The following is a 21,899-nucleotide window of genomic DNA, read 5'->3' on the forward strand; positions in this document are numbered from 1 at the left end:
TCCTACACACCGCGAGGACCGATCTGATCAGAACCTGGCTGTTGCCTGAACCACTACGCCGATGATTCGACATTCTTCGGCGTACAAGGCTTTCGGATACGTCGGATTGAGCGGGACCAGATAACGCTGCCCGCCCTCTTCGATGAGCTTGCGAAACGTGGCTTCGGCGCTGCCCGGCCACTGGGCAATGACCAGTTTGCCAGGCTCGGCGTCCACCGCCGGGTCCACCAGAATCAGCATGCCTTCCGGGATGCTGATGCCACTGGGTGCGGTCATCGCATCGCCTGCCACTCTCAACCAGAATGCCGGCCCCCGGGCGTGGTAATCGGACAGTTCAAAGTGCCCTTTTCCGTACGCCGGGACCTCGCCGTCGCGCACTTCGGCAGGTTCGCGCCAGTCACTGACCGGGTAGCGAAAGTACGGGTTGTACTTCTGTGTCAGGGGGATTTCGTCATCCGTTGACGCCTGCGGTTCCCGGATCACCAGCGCCACTTCGAGAAACTCAAGGCCCAGCGCCCGCAGCACACGGTTCATGTCTTCGATGCCGGGTTCACGACGTTTGTTGAGCCAGTGGCCAATGCCGCCCTGGGACATCCCGAGGCGCTCGGCGAGTATCTCTTGAGTGATTTTGAGTTCACTCATCTTGGCCTTGACCAATTCAATCCATTTATCCATGTGCGGCACGATACGTGGGCGACTCCGGCCATCAAAACACAAAATGTAGTATTTAAATTATCGTCACAAATACAGTTCGTATTAGGATCGATTCACGGATCTGAATCTAACACGGAGCTTGCCATCGCCATGAACCAACCCACCAATGACCTGCCGGACATGCAAATCGACACCACTTTCACTTCCCCCCTGGGCTCAGCGGCGGCACAACGCGCGCTGGACTATTACTTGAAACCAGCTATTTCGGAGGAAGTGGCCGAGCCGCGTTTTTTTGATGTGAACCGCAATATCAGCGGCGAAGAGGCGCTGGTCCATGCATTGGACCTGTTGCGCTGTGCTGCCGCCACCGCGTACGAGTCAGCCAATCACCTGCAAGGTGCGAATCGCGACCTGGCGTTTTCGACGGTGCACATGATCGACATGGCCAAGGCGATGGTCGATCGATCACTGGAGAAGTATGAAAACGGTTGAGGTAAGAAGGCAAATCGAGAGGACAGGAAAGAATTTTCCTGTTGGGCAGGTAAAAACGCTTGACCTGCAAACGAGAATGATTATTATTGCACCAACTGATCGCGAGATCAGTCGATGGACCAGGTGACCTTAGGTCGGTCTCCCGGACTATCTCCTCATCAGGCTAATCACGGTTTTTGACCCGGCTTTTTGCCGGGTCTTTTTTTGCCAGTTTTCTGGCTTTGGCTTCAGGCTAATGAAGTCTTTGGGTACCGCAAATTCGATGCGCGCGGATGATATCAAAAGAATGCCGATTGGCAAGAGAAGCCCGGCATCATGGGTTGAAACCAGCGACAGATAGCACTTGAGAATCAATCGCACAGTCTCTAAGCTGCGACGGCGTCAAGGAAGACGCCCCCCACCTCTGCACCCCGCAATTTCCCTCGGTTTCACCCCACTCTTGCGTGTAAAGTAGCCGCCATAATAATCATATTCAGGACCCGATTATGGCCGTGGCTAAATCCTCTTTCGACATCAGTGCCAACTTCGACAGCGGCAATATCCAAGTCATCGACATCAGCGATCCGCTCAAACCGCTTCTGGCCATTCGCCCGGACACCCGCAGTGCACATTTCCAGTGGTTCCACTTCAAGGCCAGCGGCCTGCACGTCGGTCAGGAGCACTGGTTTCGCCTGAACAATGCCAGCCAATCCTCCTATAACAAGGCCTGGACCGGTTATCAGGCGGTGGCGTCCTACGATCACGTCAACTGGTTCCGCGTACCGACCATTTTTGAAGGCGACTGCCTGCGCTTCAGCCTCGAAGCCGAACAGACTCACGCCTGGTTTGCCTACTTCGAACCCTACAGCCGTGGCCGCCACGACTGGCTGATCGAGCAGGCGCTGAGCAAGGCCGGTACCGAGTTGTTGTCCACCGGCAAAAGTGTCGAAGGCCGCGACATCCAGTTGTTGCGCAAAGGCACCGGGGCCGAAGGCCGACGCAAGGTGTGGATGATTGCCCAGCAACATCCGGGCGAACACATGGCCGAGTGGTTCATGGAAGGCGTGATCGAACGTCTGGAAAAACACGACGACCCTGTGCTGAATAAACTGCTGTCCAGCGCCGACCTGTACCTGGTGCCAAACATGAACCCGGATGGTGCTTTCCACGGCCACCTGCGCACCAACGCCATGGGCCAGGACCTCAATCGCGCCTGGCAGAACGCCAGCCAGGAGACCAGCCCGGAAGTCCTGTTCGTTCAGCAACAGATGGAAAAGTACGGCGTCGATATGTTCCTCGACGTGCATGGTGACGAGGAAATTCCCCACGTCTTCACCGCTGCGTGCGAAGGCAATCCGGGTTACACACCGCGGATCGAAAAGCTTGAAGAGCACTTCCGCAGCCACCTGAAGCACACCACCAAAGACTTCCAGACCAAGTACGGCTACACCCGAGACGAACCGGGTCAGGCCAATATGACGCTGGCCTGCAACAGTGTGGGTCAGAAATACGACTGCCTGTCGCTGACCCTGGAAATGCCGTTCAAAGATCACGACGACCATCCGAACGCGGAAACCGGTTGGTCGGGCAAGCGTTCGAAGCAGTTGGGCAAGGATGTGTTGACCACGGTGGCGGATATCGTCGAGAGCTTGCGCTAGTTGGTTTAACGGTGACATGAACTGACAAGGTCATGTCACCCTCCTGAGCTTTACGGCGTTGTAACGACGGAATTGCTCGGCGGTGAAACCATTTCAACAAAGCTGACAGCCTTAACGAAGTACAGTGCCTCCCCTAAAATATTGGTTGCGGTAAACGTTAACGCCGTACTGTCTCCAATTTTTTTTGGCAGCGGGCTCCCAATATTTTTCACGCTGTATATTTCATATCGAACTGCTTTAGGTGATGCACTCCAGATAAATGTAATTGTGCTAGCGGTTGAGCTCACTTTGGCAAAGTCAGCTGGAGCGGTTGGTGGGGATTGGGGTGGAGCGTAAGAGGATAGCCGCACAGCATTTTCGCGCCAGACACGTGCTGTATCGGCGGTTACAGCATTCCCTAACGGCAAACCGTACTGATCGATAACGGCCGGTGTCGAATAATAAAGTGAGTTTGGGCCACTACATAAGATACTTCGCGATTTTCCATTAAAATATCCAAAACGATAGTTATTCACGCCGTTTACGTTGCAGTGACTACTGCCCGCATTGTGGCCAATCTCATGAGCGAATGTCGAAGCGCTACTAGATACACCGATAGCAGAACCACCAGGCGTCCATCCCCATCCGATTGCCCCTCCTGGCACAATATAAGCAAAATTGCCGTACGTAACGTCTGGCTCAAACTTGGCCATACCCTCGGCAAAAATTGTACGTATTTTCCCTAGAGTTTCTGATGTAATGGGGTAATCATCCTCAACAATCTGAATACCCACCAGTCTCAGTGAAACATTGTCCACCAATGAATTGCGTAGCATCAGGTTGACTAATTCTATCTTGGCCAGCGCATCCGCATGCGCATCACCACCTGCTCTAATAACCCCTGCCTTGGAATACCCCATTAGCACATCGACAACATAGTGTTCTGCTATAGTTGAATCCACAGGTGCAGTGGCGATTTTTTCATTCGGATTGGGGACAACGTCCTCTATATCAGTATTAACCTCAGGTTCTGGAGTGAAACTACTTGCGCCCTTACTATCAACGTGTAAAGAACCGAATAGTCCCGGCCTATTAATCAATGCCATCAAGCTTCCATCAGACGAACGCACCGTTACCAGCGAACCCTCGGACTTATCCCGCATCCGCAACTTACCGCTCTCAACGGTGTAACCACCAATGACCTTTGAACTCGAACGTTCGAAAACCGCTGGCGCAATCAAATCCGCATATAACTCTGCTGTCGATTTACTCGCAACATTTTCGACAACCCGGCTTTTCGGTTCCACGGAATCAGTCGTCGGCGGATGTGCACAGGCACCGAGAATCACAGCCAAACACACTAACGACAGCCCGGAAAAAGCGCGTCGCATGGAACCCACACCTGCAGTCTTGAACATGGTTCGTCTCCCTGAATGGCACGATCAGTGCTGTTCGACTGGCCCCGTTCGGGACCACTGCAGTCTTTGAGCATTGAACGTGCTTTTTCAGATCAGCGAAACTGTCAGAGTTGACAGGTGGGCAGATGATCGCTGTGTGACAAAAGCCAAATCACAGTCCAGCGAGATCACCCTCGATCCTTACCCCGCAACATGCTGTCCAGCACCTCATCGCGACGCACCCAGCCGTGAAACAACGCTGCCGCCAAATGCAGTAACACGGTCAGAAACAGCAAATACGCCAGATACCCATGCGCCTTGCGCAAAAACGCAAACACCTGTGCATTGGCCGGCACAATCGACGGTAATTGCAGCGAGCTGCTGAGCATCACCGGTTCGCCAGAGGCCGAAATCATCGCCCAGCCCAGCAGCGGCAAAACCAGCATCAATGCATACAACAAGACATGCGAGGCCTTGGCCGCGAGTACTTGCACACCCGGCATGTCCGCCGGCAGAGGTGGTTGCGTGGTGGAGAAACGCACCACCAGGCGCACGATCACCAACAGCAAGATCGCGACGCCCAAGGGTTTGTGCAGATGAATCAGCCATTCATGCCGCTCGGACACCGAGGCGACCATGCCGGCGCCGATAAACAGCATGGCGATGATCATCAGCGCCATCAGCCAGTGCAGCAGACGCGCCAATGGAGCGAAGTGGTTCGGTTGAGTGCTCATTGCTGGGCCTCCTGTTTGGCGGCGGGCAACTGGCTGACTTCGCTGGTGCGACGCAGGTAGGAATTGGCGTAACCGGCTGAACGAGCTGCGAGCAACGGGTCTTCGGAACCTTCGATCCCGGCAGGCAACACCAGCGGATCGTAATTGATGTCACGGCATTCGCCATTGAGTTGCGGCTGGGTTTTTTCCAGTACCAGCGTGCCCGCGTTCAACACTTTGCGCCCTTCAGGCCAGGCTTTGCTGGCGTCGTTCACTGGATCGCCGGGATTGGCCAGGATGATGTTCAACTGCCAACGTAACGGCCCTGCGGCTATACGCTGAACCAGGTCTTTCTCCAGAAAATCGGCCCCCTCCGGCGCCGCTGCACCCGGCGTATCTTGAGCCACTGGCACCATGCTCCAGCGCACGGCCTGGCGTTGTCCGGCGGCGCTCACCAGATAAAACGCGTTGACGCTGTTATAGGTCTCCGTGACGTAACTGGCTGACGGCTTGGCGGTCTTGATCCAGGCCAGGAACGGTGCAGCTTCCGGATGCGCACCGAAAAACGCCGGAACCGCGGTCGGGTTTGGCTTGCCGGTAGCCGGGTCCGGCGACTGCGCCTGCTGCAATTGATAGAACGCCTCGGGCGTGCCCACCGGGAACACCGGCATGCTGTTCATCCCGGTGCGCCACTGCTGGCCGTTGGCCTGAGTGAAGCGCAAGGCCATGCTGCGGATCGGCACGGCACTGTCCGGCGCGTAAGGGTTACCGGACCCCAAGGCGAAACGCCCCACCACCGGTGTCCGTGCTTCGTTGAACACTTGAGCGGTGGAATAGCTGCGCGCATCAAGGCTGCTCTCGAAATGCCCGATCACGCACACACCTTTGGAATGGTTGCGACGGAAGCCCGGATGCACGCCATTGTTGGTTTCCAGCACATTGATCAGTTTCTTCGGGGTCAGGCGCTGTGGGTCAAAGGTGCCGTTGACGTAGGCAAACGCCCCCGCCACGGCGGCAACGACCACGGCGATGCCAGCCAGACGCAACGTCAGGCTCGCCGCACTCAAGGGTGGCCGGGTTGGCGGTGATGATCGATCTACCATGAAAGACTCCAGGGCCATCGGCCACAAATGAGAAGAATCAAGCAGACGAACCGCATGCAGGTTTATTCCCACATGCGGTGTTTATTTTTTCTGACGTGGAATAACCTCCGGTACCGGACGTCTTCCTAGTCCCAAGCGTAGCGACTAGTCAGAACTTCATGAACGATATCGACGAACAACTGAGGGAAATCATTCCAAGATTGCGACGTTTTGCCGTGTCGTTGACGCGCAACACCAGCAGCGCTGACGACCTGGTGCAGGCAAGCCTGGAGCGGGCACTGTCGAGTTGGGCTGGCAAACGCGCCGAGGGCGACTTGCGCGCCTGGCTGTTCTCGATTGTCTATCGGCAGTTTCTCGATGCGCACCGCCGCTCCCGGCGCTATGCGCGCATGCTTGAATTCTTCACCGGGCGTGACGATGCCCAACCCTCGGTGGAGCGCACCGTTATCGCTCAATCGACCCTCAGCGCTTTCGATCAACTGCCCACCGAGCAACGCGCGCTGCTTCTCTGGGTGTCGGTGGAAGGCCTGAGCTACAAAGAGGTCGCCGGGATTCTCGACGTACCCACCGGCACCGTGATGTCCCGCCTGTCCCGGGCTCGCCAGGCCCTGCGCCAACTCAGCGATGGCGAAATCAACCGCCCATCCCTGCGGAGACTCAAATGATCAGCATGCCCCCCAGCGAACGAGACCTGCACGCCTACGTCGACCACCAACTGAGCGACGCCGACCGACGTCTGGTGGAGACTTTTCTGGCCGCTGAACCGGAGGTGGCCGCGCAAGTGCGCGCCTGGCAGCAGGATGCCCAGACACTGCGCGCAGCCCTGAGTGGTGCCTTGCAACAACCCTCGAACCCGGACCTGGATCCGGCCGTGATTCGCCAGCGCCTCAAACGCCAATCCCGTCGACACCTGGCCAGTGCCGCGGTGTTGCTCGTTGCCGTCAGCGTTGGCGGTTTCAGCGGTTGGCAAGCGCGGGAGATGACACTGGCGCCCCCCCAGCTTCCAATGACCGATGCCCTGCAGGCGTATCGCCTGATTGCCCAGCAAGGCATCCTGCCGGCGGATTACAAAGTCGGCGACGACGGCGACATGCAGGGTTGGCTCGACCGCTACTTCACCCAGGCCAATCGCCTGCCCGACCTCTCGGGTGCCGGGTTCAAGCCGGCCAGCGGGCGTTTGCTGAGTACCGAGCAAGGCCCTGCGGCGATGGTGATTTACGAGAACCAGAGCGGGCAGAAAATCAGCTTCTACGTGCGCCCGCCAGGGCCGAAAAACTTCCTGCTGCCCAGGGGCAGTCGCAGTGATGGCGAGTTGCAGGCCGAGTACTGGTCCGGAAGTGGCTACAACTATGCGATGGTCAGCCCGGCGGATACAGCGACGGCGCAGATGCTTAAACAGACCACCCAGTTCTGACAGATCAAAAGATCGCAGCCTGCGGCAGCTCCTACAGATGTACACATGAACCTGTAGGAGCTGCCGCAGGCTGCGATCTTTTCATCCTTGCCCAAACACCTGCGAAGGCCGGCGCAACAGCGGGTCGAACGGATTGATCCGCGGCCCGATCAGCGCCGCTTCGCGCTTGAGCATGTCCACCACCGTCGGCAGGCGATCCGGTCCCAATCGGTCACTCACGGTCGCCACACTCAACGCCGCCACCGCGCGACCTTCACGATCGAGAATCGGCACGGCCACCCCGGCCATGCCCTGCAGCACGCCGGTATTGCGCCCGGCGTAACCCAGGGCGCGCACGTTTTCGACTTCCGAGCGCAGGAACACCTCGTCATACAGGTGGAAGTCTTTCAGGCGCGGCAAGTTGTAATGGATGACGGTGTCGCGCTCCTCCTCCGGCAGAAACGCCAGAATCGCCAGGCTGCCCTGCCCCACGCCCAGCGCCACACGCCCGCCGATATCCCCGGTAAAGGTGCGGATCGGGAACGGCCCTTCGCTGCGGTCCAGACAGATCGCATCAAAGCCGCAGCGCGCCAGCAAAAACAACGAATCACCCAGCGACGCCGAGAGTCTAAGCAGCGCCGGCCGTGCCAGTTCACGCAAGTTTCCGGTGTTGCCCGCACGAGCCGCCAGAGCGAAAAAATCCAGGCTCAGGCGATAGCGTTTACTGCGCGCATCCTGCTCGACCATGCCCTCGTCCATCAGGCTGCGCAGCAACCGGTGCGTGGTCGGTTGCGATAAACCGATGCGCTGCGCCAGTTGCGTCACCCGCTCGCCGCCCTCGACGGTATCACCCAGTGTTCGCAGTACCGCAAACAATCTTGAGACGGCGCCGACACCGACTTCATTTTTGTTTTCATTCCGCTCAATGGAATCTGGCATCTTGTTTTCCGATTATTAATTTACTGATCGAATAAAACTTAAAATAGTCATCGCCTCAGTGAAATAGGCCATTGAGCCCATCCTAGTCTTCGTCCTACTCTGCGTCCAGACAGGGGCGATTCGAACAACAGCGGCAGCCGACTCAAGTTGAGCGCCACGCACCCCGGCAACATCTTTTCGTATCTGCCCATACAAAAAAGCGCGCCTTTGGGTGACGCATAACAATCTCAGGTGGAGCGCAGTCATGGCTTTTGTGCAACTTGAAAAACTCTGCAAACGCTACGGCGAAATCGACGCCGTCGTCGCCACCGACCTCTCGGTCGAGAAAGGTGAATTCGTGTCCTTGCTTGGTCCCTCTGGGTGCGGCAAGACCACCACCCTGCAAATGATTGCCGGCTTCGTCGAAGTCACCAGCGGGCGCATCGTGCTCGATGGCCGCGACATCACCCACGCCAAACCCGCCAGCCGGGGTTTGGGGGTGGTGTTCCAGAGCTACGCACTGTTCCCGCACATGACCGTCAAGGACAACGTCGCCTTCGGCCTGCGCATGCGCAAAGTGCCGAACGCTGATATCCAGCAGCGAGTCGACCGGGTACTGAAACTGGTGCGCCTGAATCAGCACGCCGAGCGTTACCCGCGGGAGCTCTCCGGTGGCCAGCGCCAGCGCGTCGCCCTGGCCCGCGCCCTGGTGATTCAGCCGCCGGTGCTTTTGCTGGATGAACCACTGTCCAACCTCGACGCCAATCTACGCGAAGAGATGCAATTCGAGATCCGCCGCATCCAGCGCGAAGTTGCAATCACCACGCTGATGGTCACCCACGACCAGTCGGAAGCGCTGTCCATCAGCGACCGTGTCGTGGTGATGCAGGCCGGGCGCATCACCCAGATCGACGCGCCCTACACCCTCTACGAACACCCGCGCACCGAGTTCATATCCGGATTCGTCGGCAAGGCCAATCTGTTGCCCGGCGAGCGCAATGGTGCCGGTATGGTTCAGGTGTGCAGTGTTGGCAATGGCGATCTGACCCTGAGCCTGCGGCCGGAAAAAATCGATCTGCGCGATGCTGGCCACGGTCGTTTGCAAGGCAAGATCGTCAGTCGGTTTTTCCTCGGCAGCCAATGGCTGTACGGCGTCGGGACAAGCCTGGGCGAACTCTGCGTGGTGCGCCGCAACGATGGCTCGGCACCGTTGAACGAAGGCACTGCAGTCGGTCTGGACTGGGACGCGGCGCTGCTGCGAGTGCTGAGTGTCGACGAGGTGCCAGCATGAGTACGATCACCGCCACCCGCCAGGGACGCCAGGGGTATTGGCTGTCTGCACCGGCCTTGGCCTTGTACCTCAGTTTGCTGATCATCCCGCTGGGATTGACCCTGGTGCTGTCATTCAACGTCTTTGACTACAACTCGGGGATCAACGGCGACGCCTACACCGTCGAGCACTACAGCAACCTGCTGGGCGATCCGTATTTCTACGAGATCTTTCTGCGCACCCTGTGGATCAGCGCCCTGACCACATTGCTCTGCGTGCTGATCGGCGTGCCCGAGGCCTACATCCTCAGCCGCATGGGCACCCCCTGGCGCTCGATTTTTCTGATTCTGATCCTCACTCCGCTGCTGATTTCGGTGGTGGTGCGCGCCTTCGGCTGGAGCCTGTTGCTCGGCGCCGACGGCCTGGTCAACCAGACCCTGCAAGCCCTCGGCGGCTCACCGATGAAGCTGCTCTACACGCCGTTCGCGGTGGTGATTGCGCTGGTCCATGTGATGTTGCCGTTCATGATCATTCCGGTCTGGACCTCGCTGCAGAAACTCGATCCCGCCGCCGAACAAGCCGCGCAGTCGCTGGGCGCCAGTCACTTCACGGTAATTCGCCAGGTCGTGCTGCCACAGGTCATGCCCGGTGTGTTGTCCGGCACATTGATCGTGTTTGGCCTGGCCGCCAGTTCTTTCGCGATCCCCGGACTACTCGGCGGTCGTCGGCTGAAGATGGTTGCCACGCTGATCTACGACCAGTACCTGTCGGAACTCAATTGGCCCATGGGCGCGGCCATTGCCGTGGCTCTGCTGCTCATCAACCTGCTGATCATGCTGTCGTGGAATCGCATGATCGAAGGCCGCTACAAGAAGTCATTGGGATAATTCGTCATGTCCAGGAACGGTCCTTTCGCCCTGCTGTTTCATACCCTGGTGGTGTTGTTCATGATGGCGCCGCTGGTGGTGGTTTGCCTTGTGGCCTTCACTCCGGAAAACACCCTGAGCCTGCCGACCACGGAGTTCTCTCTACGCTGGTTTCGCGCGGTGTTCGAGCGTGCCGATTTTGTCGATGCGTTCTACAACAGCCTGATCCTAGCGTTCAGTGCCGCCACCCTGGCGACGCTGATCGCGGTGCCCGCCGCGCTGGCGATCACCCGATTCGAGTTTCCCGGTCGAGACTTTCTCAACGGCCTGTTTCTGTCGCCGATCATTATTCCGCACCTGGTACTCGGTGTGGCGTTGCTGCGCCTGTTTGCGTTGCTGGGTGTCAATGGCAGCTTCGTCTGGCTGATCTTTGCCCACGTGCTGGTGATTACACCGTATGTGCTGCGTCTGGTGCTGGCCTCGGCCATTGGCCTGGATCGCAGCGCCGAACACGCCGCGCAATCCTTGGGTGCCGGGCGCTTCACGCTGTTCCGCCAGATCACCCTGCCGATGATTCTGCCGGGGGTGGCCGGTGGCTGGTTGCTGGCGTTCATCAACAGTTTCGACGAAGTCACGCTGTCGATTTTCGTCACCTCGCCGGCCACACAAACCCTGCCGGTGCGCATGTACGTGTACGCCACTGAATCCATCGACCCGATGATGGCGGCGGTGTCGGCACTGGTGATTGCGTTGACCGCGCTGACGATGATTCTGCTTGATCGGGTCTACGGCCTGGATCGGGTTCTGGTGGGTAAACAATGAGGGCGCCATGGCTCTGCTGAAACGACTGGCCGAAGCTGACCGCCCGGCCCTGGACTTTACCCTCGACGGCCATCCCGCCAGCGGTTTGCTCGGCGATACCGTGCTGACCGCCGTGCTGACTTGCAGCGAACACCTGCGCGGCAGCGACTTCAGCGCCGAACCCCGCGCCGGCTTCTGCCTGATGGGGGCCTGTCAGGACTGCTGGGTGCGACTGGGCGATGGCCGCCGGGTGCGCGCCTGCTCGACGCTGCTCGAAGCCGGGCAGCAGGTCTGTCGCGAACCGGGGCGATCGTTATGAACAAACATTCCATCTGCAGAAACCGAATCCCTTGTGGGGATGAGAGTATGAAGTCTGTGGTCATCGTCGGCGCCGGTCCGGCGGGCATTCGTGCGGCACAAACGCTGGTTGCCCATGGCGTGCGTCCGGTGCTGCTGGACGAAGCCGCACGCGGCGGCGGGCAGATTTATCGGCGTCAACCGGCCAATTTCAAACGATCGCCGGTCAAGCTGTATGGTTTTGAAGCAGGCAAAGCCAATGCGCTGCATCAGACGATTGACGCACTGCGCGAACTAATCGATTACCGCCCCGAAACCCTGGTGTGGAATGCCGAAGACGGCGCCCTCGACACCTTGCAGAACGGCCGCGCAGCACGCTTGGAGTTCTCCCGGGTGATCGTCGCCACCGGCGCCACCGACCGGATTCTGCCCGTACCGGGCTGGACATTGCCGGGGGTCTACAGCCTCGGCGCGGCGCAAATCGCCTTGAAGTTCCAGGGCTGCGCCATCGGCGAACACGTGGTGTTTGCCGGCAGCGGCCCGTTGCTGTACCTGGTCGCTTATCAATACGCCAAGGCTGGCGCCAACGTGGTCGCGGTGCTCGACAGCTCACCCTTCAGCGCACAAGCTCGCGCCCTGCCCGGACTGGTGGCGCAACCGTCCACGTTGGCCAAAGGCATTTATTACCGCGGCTGGCTGACCGCGCACGGCATCTCTGTGCATCAAGGCGCGACACTGGCAGCCATCCACGGCGAGCAACGCGTGCAATCGCTGTTCTGGTCCAACGCCAAGGGCAACCATTCACTCGACTGCGACGCGGTGGCCTTCGCTCACGGCCTGCGCAGTGAAACCCAACTGGCCGATCTGCTCGGCTGTGAGTTCGCCTGGAACCCGCTCAATCGCGCCTGGCTGCCCCAGCGTGACCGTGCGGGCCGCAGCAGTGTCGCCGAGGTTTATCTGGCGGGCGACGGCGCCGGTATCATGGGTGCGGACGCGGCGGAAATGGCCGGTGAGCGCGCCGCTTTGGCATTGCTCGAAGATATGGGTTGCCTGATTCCGGCGCAGCGCCCTGCGCAACTGGAACACCGCCTGGAACGCATTGGCGAATTTCGTCAGGGCCTCGAACGCGCCTTTACATTTCCCGACAACTGGGCCGCGGGTCTCGCCGATGACGTGATGGTCTGTCGCTGTGAAGAAGTACGCGCCGGGGATATTCGCGACGTGGTGCGCGAAGGTCATTGGGAAATAAACCGGGTAAAGGCTCATTGTCGTGTCGGCATGGGTCGTTGCCAGGGTCGGATGTGCGGTGCCGCAGCAGCAGAAATCATTGCCTGCCAGAGCCAGCGCGCCGTGTCCGATATCGGCCGGTTGCGCGCCCAAGCACCGATCAAACCGCTGCCGTTTGGCCTGGAGATCGAGCCTTGAGCGAGGTCGATGCAGTCATCATTGGCGGTGGCATTGTTGGTGCAAGCGCCGCCCTGTTTCTCAGTCGGGCCGGCCGGCGCGTGGCGCTGCTGGAACGGGATTTTTGCGGCTCACATTCCAGCGGCGTGAACTACGGCGGTGTGCGGCGTCAGGGTCGTCCCCTGGCGCAATTGCCACTGTCGCAAAAGGCCCACGAAATCTGGGCGCAGTTGCCACAACTGATCGGCATCGACGGCGAATACCAGCGTAGCGGTCACCTCAAACTGGCCCGCAGCCTCAACGATCTGCAAGCCCTGCAGGACTATGCCGATAGCAGTCGGGGTTTCGGTCTCGATCTGCAAGTGCTCGACCGAACCCAATTGCGCGCACGTTTTCCGTGGGTTGGAGACGTGGCGACAGGCGCGTCCTATTGCCCTGACGATGGTCACGCCAACCCGCGCCTGGTGTCTCCGGCGTTCGCTCGGGCGGCGCGGCAACAGAGTGCGCAGGTTTACGAACAATGCGCGGTGAGCGCTGTAGAACATGACGGGCAACGATTTCGTGTACGTACGCAAACTGGCCTGGAATGGCGTGCACCCTGGCTGTTGAACTGCGCCGGAGCCTGGGCCGGCAGCCTGGCCACGCAGTTCGGCGAACCGGTGCCGATGTATTCAGGTCACCCGGCGATGCTGGTCACCGAACCGTTGCCGCTGGTGATGGATGCCAGCACCGGCGTCGAGGGCGGAGGTATTTATGCCCGTCAGGTTACCCGGGGAAATTGCGTACTGGGCGGCGGCCAGGGCTTTGCCCTCGACGAGGCCCGCGCCCGCCCCGGTCAAGGCGCAGTGCTGGAAATACTCCGCCAGGCCGTCGAGCTCTATCCGTTTCTTGAAGGTGCCCAGGCGATTCGTACCTGGAGCGGCACCGAAGGTTATCTACCCGATCGCCAACCGGTGATCGGCCACAGTGGTACCCAACCCGGTCTGTTGCACGCGTTCGGCTTTGCCGGCGCCGGTTTCCAGATCGGTCCCGCGGTGGGCCAGGCGCTCACCGAAATCATCTGTAGCGGCGCGTCAAAGACGTCGCTGGATGCGTTTTCCATCACCCGGTTTCACTCCATCTCCGTAGCTTGATAGAGGAAGGTCGCGCCAATGAATAACGTCAAACGCAGTGCACTGCTCGGTTTGTCTTGCGTGAGCGCTCTGCTCACGGTCACTCAGGCCCAGGCCGAGCCGACACTTTATCTGGGCATGAACGGCGGGACCATGGAGCGGCTCTATGCCGACAAGGTGCTGCCGGCTTTCGAGAAGGCGAACAACGTCAAAGTGGTGATCGTGCCGGGCACTTCAGCCGATATCCTGGCCAAGGTCCAGGCCAGCAAGGGCAACCCGCAGATGCACGTGATGTTCCTCGACGACGGCATCATGTACCGCGCGATCTCCATGGGCCTGTGCGACAAACTCGAAGACAGCCCGACGCTGGAACAGATTCCGGCCAAGGGACGGATCAAGGACCAGGCCGTGGCGGTCAGCCTGGGGGTCACCGGGTTGGCATACAACACCCGGCTGTTCAAAGAAAAAGGCTGGAGCGCGCCGACCTCCTGGATGGACATGGCCGACCCGCGCTTCAAGGACAAACTGGTGTTCCAGTCAATGGCCTCTTCGACGTTCGGCTTGCACGGTTTCCTGATGTTCAACCGGATTCAGGGCGGCACTGAAACCAATGTCGACCCTGGTTTCAAGGCCTGGCCGAACACCGTTGGGCGTAACGTGCTGGAATACATTCCGAGCTCGGCGAAGATCTCCGAAATGCTTCAGACCGACGAAGCGGCGCTGTTCCCGTTGACGCCCACCCAGGTGACGGCTCTGAAGCTCAAGGGCATGCCAGTGGAATACGCACAGCCGAAGGAAGGCGCCGTGGTACTCAACGTCGCCGAATGCGCAATCGCCAACAACACGCAACCGGAGCTGGCGCAAAAACTTGCCGCCTTCTTGCTGACCCCCGAAGCCCAGGCCGTCGCACTCGAGGATGGCGACCAGATTCCGTCCAACCCCAACACCCCGACCACCGAGCGAACCCATGGTCAGGTCGAAGCCATGAAACAGTACCTCGATACGGCGATTGCCGTGGATTGGGATCAGGTCAACGAACAACGTCCGGCATGGAGTGCGCGATGGAACCGCAGTATCGAGCGCTAGGTCACTGGCCAGGCACAGTGGCCTGGACATTGGCATAACCTTGTGGGAGCGAGCTTGCTCCGGGCGGCGTTCCGACGATGACGGCCTGACAATCACTGAGATGTTGCTTGACAGACCGCTATCGCGAGCAAGCTCGCTCCCACAGGGTTTGCGGTGTTCCTTTAGAACCCAATGACGGCGCCCGGATATGCCGACACCGCTGGAAGCAGATTCCCTGCTCTGGTTACACTATGCCGCCGCAGCACAAAGAACCTGCCCGCACACCAGAGGTGATATCCCAGTGGCCGTTCGACCGCCCAACCGTTCGCCAATCAAATCGCGCTGGCAAACGTTGCGTCGCCTTCTCGGCAAGGCACCGGCTGCTGGCAGCGCTGCGGCAGGCCAAGTCATCCACGACTACTTTCACCAACAGGCCCATGCCCAGGGCTACACCCTCAGTCACAGCCAACAGCGGGTGATCGACTGCATGACCCGGCATGCCTGCATGCTGATGGGTGCTGCGGCGAAACCCCTTCCGGGTCTTTACCTGCATGGTGCCGTGGGGCGCGGCAAAAGCTGGCTGCTCGACGGTTTTTTCCGGGCCATTCCCCTCGCGCAAAAACAACGCCTGCACTTCCATCAGTTTTTCGCCCAGCTGCATCAGGGCATGTTTGAGCACCGCGAACAGGCCGACGCCCTGGCGATCACCCTCGATGAACTGCTCAGCGATTGCCGGGTGCTGTGTTTCGATGAGTTCCATGTGCACGACATCGGCGATGCGATGCTCATCACCCGGTTGTTCAAGGCACTGTTCCAGCGCGGCATCCTGTTGCTGGTGACCTCCAATTATCCGCCCGAAGGCCTGCTGCCCAATCCGCTGTATCACGCACGCTTCAAACCGGTGATCGACTTGATCCATGCGCGCATGCAGGTGATGGAAGTCGGCGGGCCGCACGACTATCGCAGCCAGGCCCGGACCCATGCGCATCAGTTGTTCACTCAAGGTCACTACGTCTGGCCGGCGAGCGTGGCGCAGCGACAATCGCTGAACCTGCCCAAGCGCAATACCATGCCGATTTCGTTGCCGGTTGGCACCCGGCACTTGCGAGCGCAATTGTGCGAAGGGCGCGGCATCGGTTTTACCTTCACCGAGTTGTGCGATCAGCCCACGGCGGTGATGGATTATCTGGAGCTGTGCCGCCAGTTCGACTGCTGGATTATCGATGAACTGCCACTGCTGGGCGATTGCACGATTGCCGCCCAGCAGCGTTTTATCAATCTCATCGACGTGCTGTACGACCAGGACAAGCACCTGACATTGCTCGGGCAGCACTCATTGCGCGAAAGCCTGGGTGGCGATGCCATTGATCTGGCGCGCACCCGCAGCCGATTGGGGCAACTGGTAGAAGTCAGCGAACCGGCATAAGCGATATTTTTTTGTTGTATTGAATGGCCTCTTCGCGAGCAGGCTCGCTCCCACATCTTTCCCGGTATCATGTCGCGCATTTCCGGGGCCCCGCGCCCTCCCCTTGGTTAATGGCGAATCTGCTCATGCATACCCTTGCTCAATTGCGCGCCGGCGAGTTGTCGGGCATCACGCGGCTGGATCTGGCAGAAGGCCTGACCGAGTTTCCCCAGGAGATCTTCGATCTGGCGGATTCGCTGGAAGTGCTCAACCTCAGCGGCAATGCTCTGAGCGCGCTACCAGAGGATTTGCATCGCCTGACCCGTTTGCGCGTGCTGTTCTGTTCCGATAACCGCTTCACCGAGCTTCCGGCCTGCCTGGGCCAATGCGCTGCACTGACGATGATCGGCTTCAAGGCCAACCGTATCGCCCACGTGCCCGCAGCGGCACTGCCACCGCTGCTGCGCTGGCTGATCCTGACCGACAACTGCATCGAGACGCTGCCGAGCGAGTTGGGAGAGCGGCCATACCTGCAAAAGCTCATGCTTGCCGGTAACCGCCTGCGGGCATTGCCGGAGTCGATGCGCAATTGTCATCGACTGGAACTGATCCGCATCGCCGCCAACCAGCTTACCGAGCTGCCACAATGGCTGCTGACGCTGCCGAGCCTGACCTGGCTGGCCTATGCCGGTAACCCGCTGGAAACCGAAGCCGATGCCGCCGCCCTCGGCGCCACACCGCGCATTGACTGGTCGGCATTGCACCTGGAGAAAAAACTCGGCGAAGGGGCGTCCGGGGTGATTCATCAGGCCGTCTGGCAACCGGCCGACCAGCCGCCCATGGCCGTTGCGGTAAAGCTCTACAAGGGCGAAATGACCAGCGATGGCTCACCGCTGCACGAGATGAACGCCTGCATCACCGCCGGCCTGCACCCGAACCTGATTCGCGTCGAAGGGCGGATTGTCGATCACCCGCAGCAAACCGCCGGGCTGGTCATGCAGTTGATCCCGCCGAGTTTTCGCAACCTCGCCAGCCTGCCGAGCCTGGCATCATGCAGCCGCGACATTTACCCCGATGACTTGCGTTTCAGTGCGGCGGTGGCGCTGCGCATTGCCTCGGGCATTGCCTCGGTGGCCGAACACTTGCACGGCCATGGCATCACCCACGGCGATCTCTACGGGCATAATATTCTGTGGAATGAACAGGGTGACTGCTTGCTGGGGGATTTTGGCGCGGCGTCGTTCCACGGGATTTCCGACAGCCTGGAAAGCCGTGCCTTGCAACGGATCGAGGTGCGGGCGTTCGGGGTGTTGTTGGGGGAATTGCTGGAGCGGGTTGATTCGGGTCTGAGCGCTGAACAGCGGAGGGTGCTGGAAGATCTGGAACAGCGTTGCTGTCAGCCGCAAGTGTTGGCGCGGCCTGGTTTTGACGAGATCGTTCAGGAATTGAATGGTTGGTGACCGCTGCGCGGTCAATCGCGAGCAGGCTCGCTCCCACATTAGATCGCGCCCGACCAGGCAACTCGGTCAACTGTGGGAGCGAGCCTGCTCGCGATGACGGCCTGCCAGACAACAGAGCCGTCTTGACACAAAGACTTAACCCGCCAAGCCGACAAACATGTCCTGCACGTCGTCGTGGTTATCGAGGCCTTCGAGGAACGCTTCGACTTCCGCCATCTGCTCATCGCTCAGGCCGCTGACCGGGTTTTTCGGCTGGTAGCCCAGTTTGGCCGACAGCACGGTGAAGCCTTGTTCCGGCAGGGCTTTCTGTACCGCGTCGAGGTCGGTCGGCTCGGTCAGGAACAGGGTTGCACCCTCTTCACCCGGCTCGAAATCCTGTGCACCGGCTTCGATGGCGGCCATTTCCGGATCGGCGTCCGGGGTGTCGGGCGACGCTTCGATCATGCCGACGTGGTTGAAGTCCCAGGCCACCGAACCGGATGCCCCCAGCTGGCCCTTGCGGAACGCCACGCGGATCTCGGCGACGGTGCGGTTGATGTTGTCGGTCACGCACTCAACGATCAACGGTACCTGATGCGGGGCGAACCCTTCATAGGTCACGCGATGGTACTGCACGGTTTCGCCCAGCAGGCCCGCGCCCTTCTTGATGGCGCGATCCAGTGTTTCCTTGGGCATCGAAGCTTTCTTGGCCTGTTCAACCACCAGGCGCAAGTGCGCGTTGGTAGCAATATCAGCGCCATTGCGCGCAGCAATGGTGATTTCTTTCACCAGTTTGCCGAAGATCTTGCCCTTGGCATTGGCTGCCGCTTCTTTGTGTTTAACCTTCCACTGTGCGCCCATTTCTCACTCTCTTATCTGTGGCATCTGTGGCGCCGAGACATCTTTTGGCCGACGCTTTGCACAAGTTTATACGGCCTAAAGTTGGCAATCGACCAAAAAATCCCGACTTGCATCGACATCTTCACCAGCGGTTGTAGGGCGATTCTGAAATGTCGATTTGCGATGCCCGCAAAGCGCTGGGGTTTCGTACGCTTTGCGCCCTAATTCCACGGCAGCAGCGTGTTCGATGCACAACGACAAGGAAAGTCCTACCACCCTGACGCTTCTCGACGACGACCTGAGTTTTCAGGTGGTCCGGTTCAGTGGTCATGAAGCACTCAACCAGCCCTATCGATTCGACATCGAGGTTATCGGGCTGGCACCGGCCCTGAACCTTGAACAATTACTGCAACAACCGGCGTTCCTCGAATTCGGCCACGACCAAGGCATTCATGGCGTGCTGCACAGCGCCAGTTGTGAACATCGAAGCGCGTACCGGGTCGCTTACAGACTGGTGCTGGTGCCCCGTGTCCAGTCGCTGGAACAGCAACGATGCCGACGTATTTTCCAGCGTGCCAGCGTGCCCATGATCCTGCGCCAGTTGCTGGAGGAGCATGGGTTGACCGCCGGCAGCTATCGCTTTGAACTGGCAACCGGGCACTATCCCCTGCGACCTTTTTGCATTCAGTACGAAGAAACCGACCTGGCGCTGCTGCAACGGCTGTGCGAGGAAGAAGGCATCCACTATCACTTCGAGCATCAACGCAACGGCCATGTGCTGGTGCTGGCCGATGACAGCCTGAGTTTTCCCCAGGAACCACTGCTCATGTCGATGAGCAGCGACGCCCTCGGCGAACACCGCGAACCTGTGATCAGCGAACTGTTCCAGCGCCATGATGCCCCGCTCTCACCTGTGCGCCCAGGCGCCAGGAATCCGGGTGCAGCGGACATCAGCGAAGGCGCAGCCAATCACTCGTTCGCCACGGCGAGGCACTGTCTCGCTGGCGAACAACAACATCGCGACCAGCTCAGCCGTCGACAACTGGAACGCCTGCGCTGTCGACACCTGCAGATCCACGGTCAAAGCAACCAGGGGGCATTACGCAGTGGCTGGATCCTGCAGGTGGCCGAGCACCCGCTGGCGAATTTCAATGATCAATGGCTGGTCACCGAAATCCGCCATCAGGGTCGTCATTCATCCATTCTGCTCGACGACACACCCGACATGGCCCCGGGTTACCGCAATCAATTCAGCGCCATCCCCTGGTCGACCGTGTTCAGGCCAGCGCTCAAACAACCCAGGCCGAGTATCCCCGGGTATCAGCCCGGCCAGGTGTGCGGCCCGATCGGGCAACCGGCGACAGTGGACGAGGATGGCCGGGTTCAGGTGAACCTCTGGCCCGCCACACCATCAGCCGCAGAGGCGTCCGACGGCCTGTGGCTACCGCTGGCGCTGACCACCGCCGAGGACTGGATCGATCCGGCCCGCTTGCCCGTGGCTGGCAGCGAGGTACTGGTGATTTTCCTCGACAGTGACCCGGACCGCCCGGTGCTCTGTACGGCCATGGGCCCTCGGCCACAACCTCGCCGCCCTCGTCCGCATGAACCCCGTGGCGATACCCGCCTACTGTTCGACTGGCTGCTCACCCGCTCGGACTTTGCGCCCTGACGCTCAGCCCTTGTCAGCCTTGCCGGCCGCCGCGGCGAACTTCGCCAGGCGCACGTCCAGATGCCGTGGCCGACGCCCGTGATCCTCCGCGCGCTCCTTGCGGCGGATGGCGTTGCGCACCATCAGCGAGCCGATGTAGCGAATCGGCTCCGGCGGGAAAAAGCCCAGCGGTCCGTTGACCAGCGGCGAACGGGTCCAGGGGTTGTCCAGGCCTTGGACCATCGATGCCAGAATCTGCCCGCCCATGTGGCAGGGCCCGACGCCGCTGCCGGAGTAGCCGAAACCGTAGAAAACATTGCCACTGGCGCTCATCTGTCCGAAAAACGGCAGCCCGGTCACCGAACGGTCCGACGGACCATTCCAGGTCGCTTCGACCTTGACGTCGGCAAACGCCGGGAAGAAATCCGCCAGGCTGTTCTGCAACAAACCGGCGTAAGGCGAAGGTTGATCGAACACCGGCAGCATGCGCCCGCCATAGGCGAAGGTATTGCCGCCCTTGCCCAGCATGATCCGGCCGTCCGGGGTGTTGTGGTAGTAGTGCACGAAAATCCGCGAATCGAGCACCGTGACGCCGCTGGTCAAGCCGATGTCGTTGAGCAGGTCCGGTCGAGGCTCGGTGATCAGCATGTCGCTGGAAACGATCGCCACGCTACGTTCGAACTGCGGGAACGCCCGGGCCATCCAGGCGTTCATCGCCAGCACCACGCGGTCGGCACGAATGGTGCCGTTGCGGGTTTGAATACCCGCCGGCCGGCCCTCCTCCAACCCGGTCATCGCGGTGTTTTCATGAATCTTCACCCCCAGTTGCAGGGCTACCCGGCGCAAGCCACGCACCAGTTTTCCCGGTTGCACACTGGCCGCGGCCGGGGAAAACCAGCCTTCCAGGTGCTTGCTGGAACCGGCCATGCGCTGCACATCGGCCACCGGCCGCTGGGTGAACGAGTTGATGCCGTTGCGCTCCAGCGCCGCGATCACAGCGTCGGTCGAGCCGACCTGAGCGCGGTTGGTCGCGGTGTAGAGGGTACCGTCGAGACGGTAATCGGCGTCCACCGCATACTGTTCGCAGAAGGCGCCGATGGCATGGATGCTGCGCTCGGACTCCTTGACCAGGCGCACGGCTTCTTCGACGCCAAACAAACGCTCAAGGGTGAAATACTTGGCCGACCACGACAACGCACAACCGCCATTGCGTCCACTGGCCCCGGCACCGCAGATGTCCGCTTCGATCAGCAACACATCGAGCTCGGGGTTCTGCTCCTTGAGCATGATCGCGGTCCACAACCCGGTGTACCCACCGCCGACGATACACACGTCGACGCGGGTGTCGCCTTCCAGTGGCGGACAGGTTTCGGATGCATCAGCCTTCAAGGCCTGGTCCAGCCAAAAGGGTCTCATGGGGTCAATCTCCGGTCAGTGGCCCACACGCCAGCCTGCCGCAGGTGCAG

Annotated in this window: 21 protein-coding genes; 14 read left to right on the plus strand and 7 right to left on the minus strand. The window is 60.0% G+C overall.

Annotation, left to right across the window (positions count from 1 at the left end; translation table 11 throughout):
• Nucleotides 1-27: 27 nt before the first annotated feature.
• Nucleotides 28-675, minus strand: a complete 648-nt coding sequence (locus WHX55_RS20960) for an XRE family transcriptional regulator (RefSeq protein WP_151214454.1) — start codon at nt 673-675, stop codon at nt 28-30.
• Nucleotides 676-804: 129 nt separating this feature from the next.
• Between WHX55_RS20960 and WHX55_RS20965 the strand changes: the two genes are divergently transcribed.
• A complete protein-coding gene (locus tag WHX55_RS20965; RefSeq protein WP_150725904.1) occupies nt 805-1,146 on the plus strand; it encodes a DUF3077 domain-containing protein in 342 nt (113 codons plus the stop codon).
• A gap of 485 nt (nt 1,147-1,631) precedes the next feature.
• Nucleotides 1,632-2,783: a M14-type cytosolic carboxypeptidase gene (locus WHX55_RS20970; RefSeq protein WP_353741214.1), complete on the plus strand. Its 1,152-nt coding sequence runs from the start codon at nt 1,632-1,634 to the stop codon at nt 2,781-2,783.
• A 50-nt stretch (nt 2,784-2,833) separates the two neighbouring features.
• Here WHX55_RS20970 and WHX55_RS20975 read toward each other — a convergent pair whose 3' ends face one another.
• The 3 genes from WHX55_RS20975 to WHX55_RS20985 form a co-directional block, all read right to left on the minus strand.
• Entirely contained in the window at nt 2,834-4,180 is a 1,347-nt protein-coding gene (locus WHX55_RS20975; protein ID WP_353741215.1) for a hypothetical protein, read from the minus strand.
• Between the two features lie 167 nt (nt 4,181-4,347).
• Nucleotides 4,348-4,893, minus strand: a complete 546-nt coding sequence (locus tag WHX55_RS20980; protein WP_150753014.1) for a cytochrome b/b6 domain-containing protein — start codon at nt 4,891-4,893, stop codon at nt 4,348-4,350.
• Nucleotides 4,890-5,975 carry a catalase family peroxidase gene (locus WHX55_RS20985; protein WP_150725900.1) on the minus strand — a complete coding sequence of 362 codons (1,086 nt, stop codon included), beginning with the start codon at nt 5,973-5,975 and terminating at the stop codon, nt 4,890-4,892. The genes WHX55_RS20980 and WHX55_RS20985 overlap by 4 nt, the downstream gene beginning before the upstream one ends.
• 158 nt (nt 5,976-6,133) lie before the next feature.
• On the opposite strand from WHX55_RS20985, the gene WHX55_RS20990 reads away from it, so the two are divergent.
• Both WHX55_RS20990 and WHX55_RS20995 read left to right on the plus strand, forming a co-directional pair.
• Nucleotides 6,134-6,640 carry a sigma-70 family RNA polymerase sigma factor gene (locus WHX55_RS20990; RefSeq protein ID WP_150753016.1) on the plus strand — a complete coding sequence of 169 codons (507 nt, stop codon included), beginning with the start codon at nt 6,134-6,136 and terminating at the stop codon, nt 6,638-6,640.
• Entirely contained in the window at nt 6,637-7,389 is a 753-nt protein-coding gene (locus WHX55_RS20995) for an anti-sigma factor (protein WP_353741216.1), read from the plus strand. The genes WHX55_RS20990 and WHX55_RS20995 overlap by 4 nt, the downstream gene beginning before the upstream one ends.
• Before the next feature lie 81 nt (nt 7,390-7,470).
• Here WHX55_RS20995 and WHX55_RS21000 read toward each other — a convergent pair whose 3' ends face one another.
• On the minus strand, nt 7,471-8,307 hold the full coding sequence (locus WHX55_RS21000) for an IclR family transcriptional regulator (RefSeq protein WP_353741217.1): 837 nt from the start codon (nt 8,305-8,307) through the stop codon (nt 7,471-7,473).
• A 244-nt stretch (nt 8,308-8,551) separates the two neighbouring features.
• Here WHX55_RS21000 and WHX55_RS21005 point away from each other — a divergent pair, with 244 nt between their 5' ends.
• The 9 genes from WHX55_RS21005 to WHX55_RS21045 all read left to right on the plus strand — a co-directional run bounded on the left by WHX55_RS21005 (nt 8,552) and on the right by WHX55_RS21045 (nt 17,966).
• Nucleotides 8,552-9,577, plus strand: a complete 1,026-nt coding sequence (locus WHX55_RS21005; protein WP_353741218.1) for an ABC transporter ATP-binding protein — start codon at nt 8,552-8,554, stop codon at nt 9,575-9,577.
• Nucleotides 9,574-10,443 carry an ABC transporter permease gene (locus WHX55_RS21010; protein ID WP_353741219.1) on the plus strand — a complete coding sequence of 290 codons (870 nt, stop codon included), beginning with the start codon at nt 9,574-9,576 and terminating at the stop codon, nt 10,441-10,443. The genes WHX55_RS21005 and WHX55_RS21010 overlap by 4 nt, the downstream gene beginning before the upstream one ends.
• 6 nt (nt 10,444-10,449) lie before the next feature.
• A complete protein-coding gene (locus WHX55_RS21015; protein WP_108219103.1) occupies nt 10,450-11,244 on the plus strand; it encodes an ABC transporter permease in 795 nt (264 codons plus the stop codon).
• Nucleotides 11,245-11,251: 7 nt separating this feature from the next.
• On the plus strand, nt 11,252-11,542 hold the full coding sequence (locus WHX55_RS21020; RefSeq protein WP_223444668.1) for a (2Fe-2S)-binding protein: 291 nt from the start codon (nt 11,252-11,254) through the stop codon (nt 11,540-11,542).
• A gap of 47 nt (nt 11,543-11,589) precedes the next feature.
• Nucleotides 11,590-12,945 (plus strand): FAD/NAD(P)-binding oxidoreductase, encoded by a 1,356-nt coding sequence (locus WHX55_RS21025; protein ID WP_353741220.1) that lies wholly within the window; start codon nt 11,590-11,592, stop codon nt 12,943-12,945.
• A complete protein-coding gene (locus WHX55_RS21030) occupies nt 12,942-14,057 on the plus strand; it encodes an FAD-dependent oxidoreductase (protein ID WP_353741221.1) in 1,116 nt (371 codons plus the stop codon). Before WHX55_RS21025 ends, WHX55_RS21030 begins: the two co-directional genes overlap by 4 nt.
• An 18-nt stretch (nt 14,058-14,075) precedes the next feature.
• Nucleotides 14,076-15,122 (plus strand): ABC transporter substrate-binding protein, encoded by a 1,047-nt coding sequence (locus WHX55_RS21035; protein WP_353741222.1) that lies wholly within the window; start codon nt 14,076-14,078, stop codon nt 15,120-15,122.
• A gap of 280 nt (nt 15,123-15,402) precedes the next feature.
• Nucleotides 15,403-16,527: a cell division protein ZapE gene (gene zapE, locus WHX55_RS21040; RefSeq protein ID WP_353741223.1), complete on the plus strand. Its 1,125-nt coding sequence runs from the start codon at nt 15,403-15,405 to the stop codon at nt 16,525-16,527.
• A 125-nt stretch (nt 16,528-16,652) separates the two neighbouring features.
• On the plus strand, nt 16,653-17,966 hold the full coding sequence (locus tag WHX55_RS21045) for a leucine-rich repeat-containing protein kinase family protein (RefSeq protein WP_353741224.1): 1,314 nt from the start codon (nt 16,653-16,655) through the stop codon (nt 17,964-17,966).
• Nucleotides 17,967-18,101: 135 nt separating this feature from the next.
• Here WHX55_RS21045 and WHX55_RS21050 read toward each other — a convergent pair whose 3' ends face one another.
• Nucleotides 18,102-18,806 (minus strand): YebC/PmpR family DNA-binding transcriptional regulator, encoded by a 705-nt coding sequence (locus tag WHX55_RS21050; RefSeq protein ID WP_008051121.1) that lies wholly within the window; start codon nt 18,804-18,806, stop codon nt 18,102-18,104.
• Nucleotides 18,807-19,032: 226 nt separating this feature from the next.
• Here WHX55_RS21050 and tssI point away from each other — a divergent pair, with 226 nt between their 5' ends.
• A complete protein-coding gene (gene tssI, locus WHX55_RS21055; RefSeq protein ID WP_353741225.1) occupies nt 19,033-20,454 on the plus strand; it encodes a type VI secretion system tip protein TssI/VgrG in 1,422 nt (473 codons plus the stop codon).
• Nucleotides 20,455-20,457: 3 nt separating this feature from the next.
• On the opposite strand, the gene WHX55_RS21060 is transcribed toward tssI, so the two are convergent.
• A complete protein-coding gene (locus tag WHX55_RS21060; RefSeq protein WP_353741226.1) occupies nt 20,458-21,849 on the minus strand; it encodes an FAD-dependent oxidoreductase in 1,392 nt (463 codons plus the stop codon).
• Between the last annotated feature and the right edge of the window lie 50 nt (nt 21,850-21,899).

Origin of the sequence: Pseudomonas fluorescens (genome assembly GCF_040448305.1) — a bacterium.
GTDB lineage: Bacteria > Pseudomonadota > Gammaproteobacteria > Pseudomonadales > Pseudomonadaceae > Aquipseudomonas > Aquipseudomonas fluorescens_BH.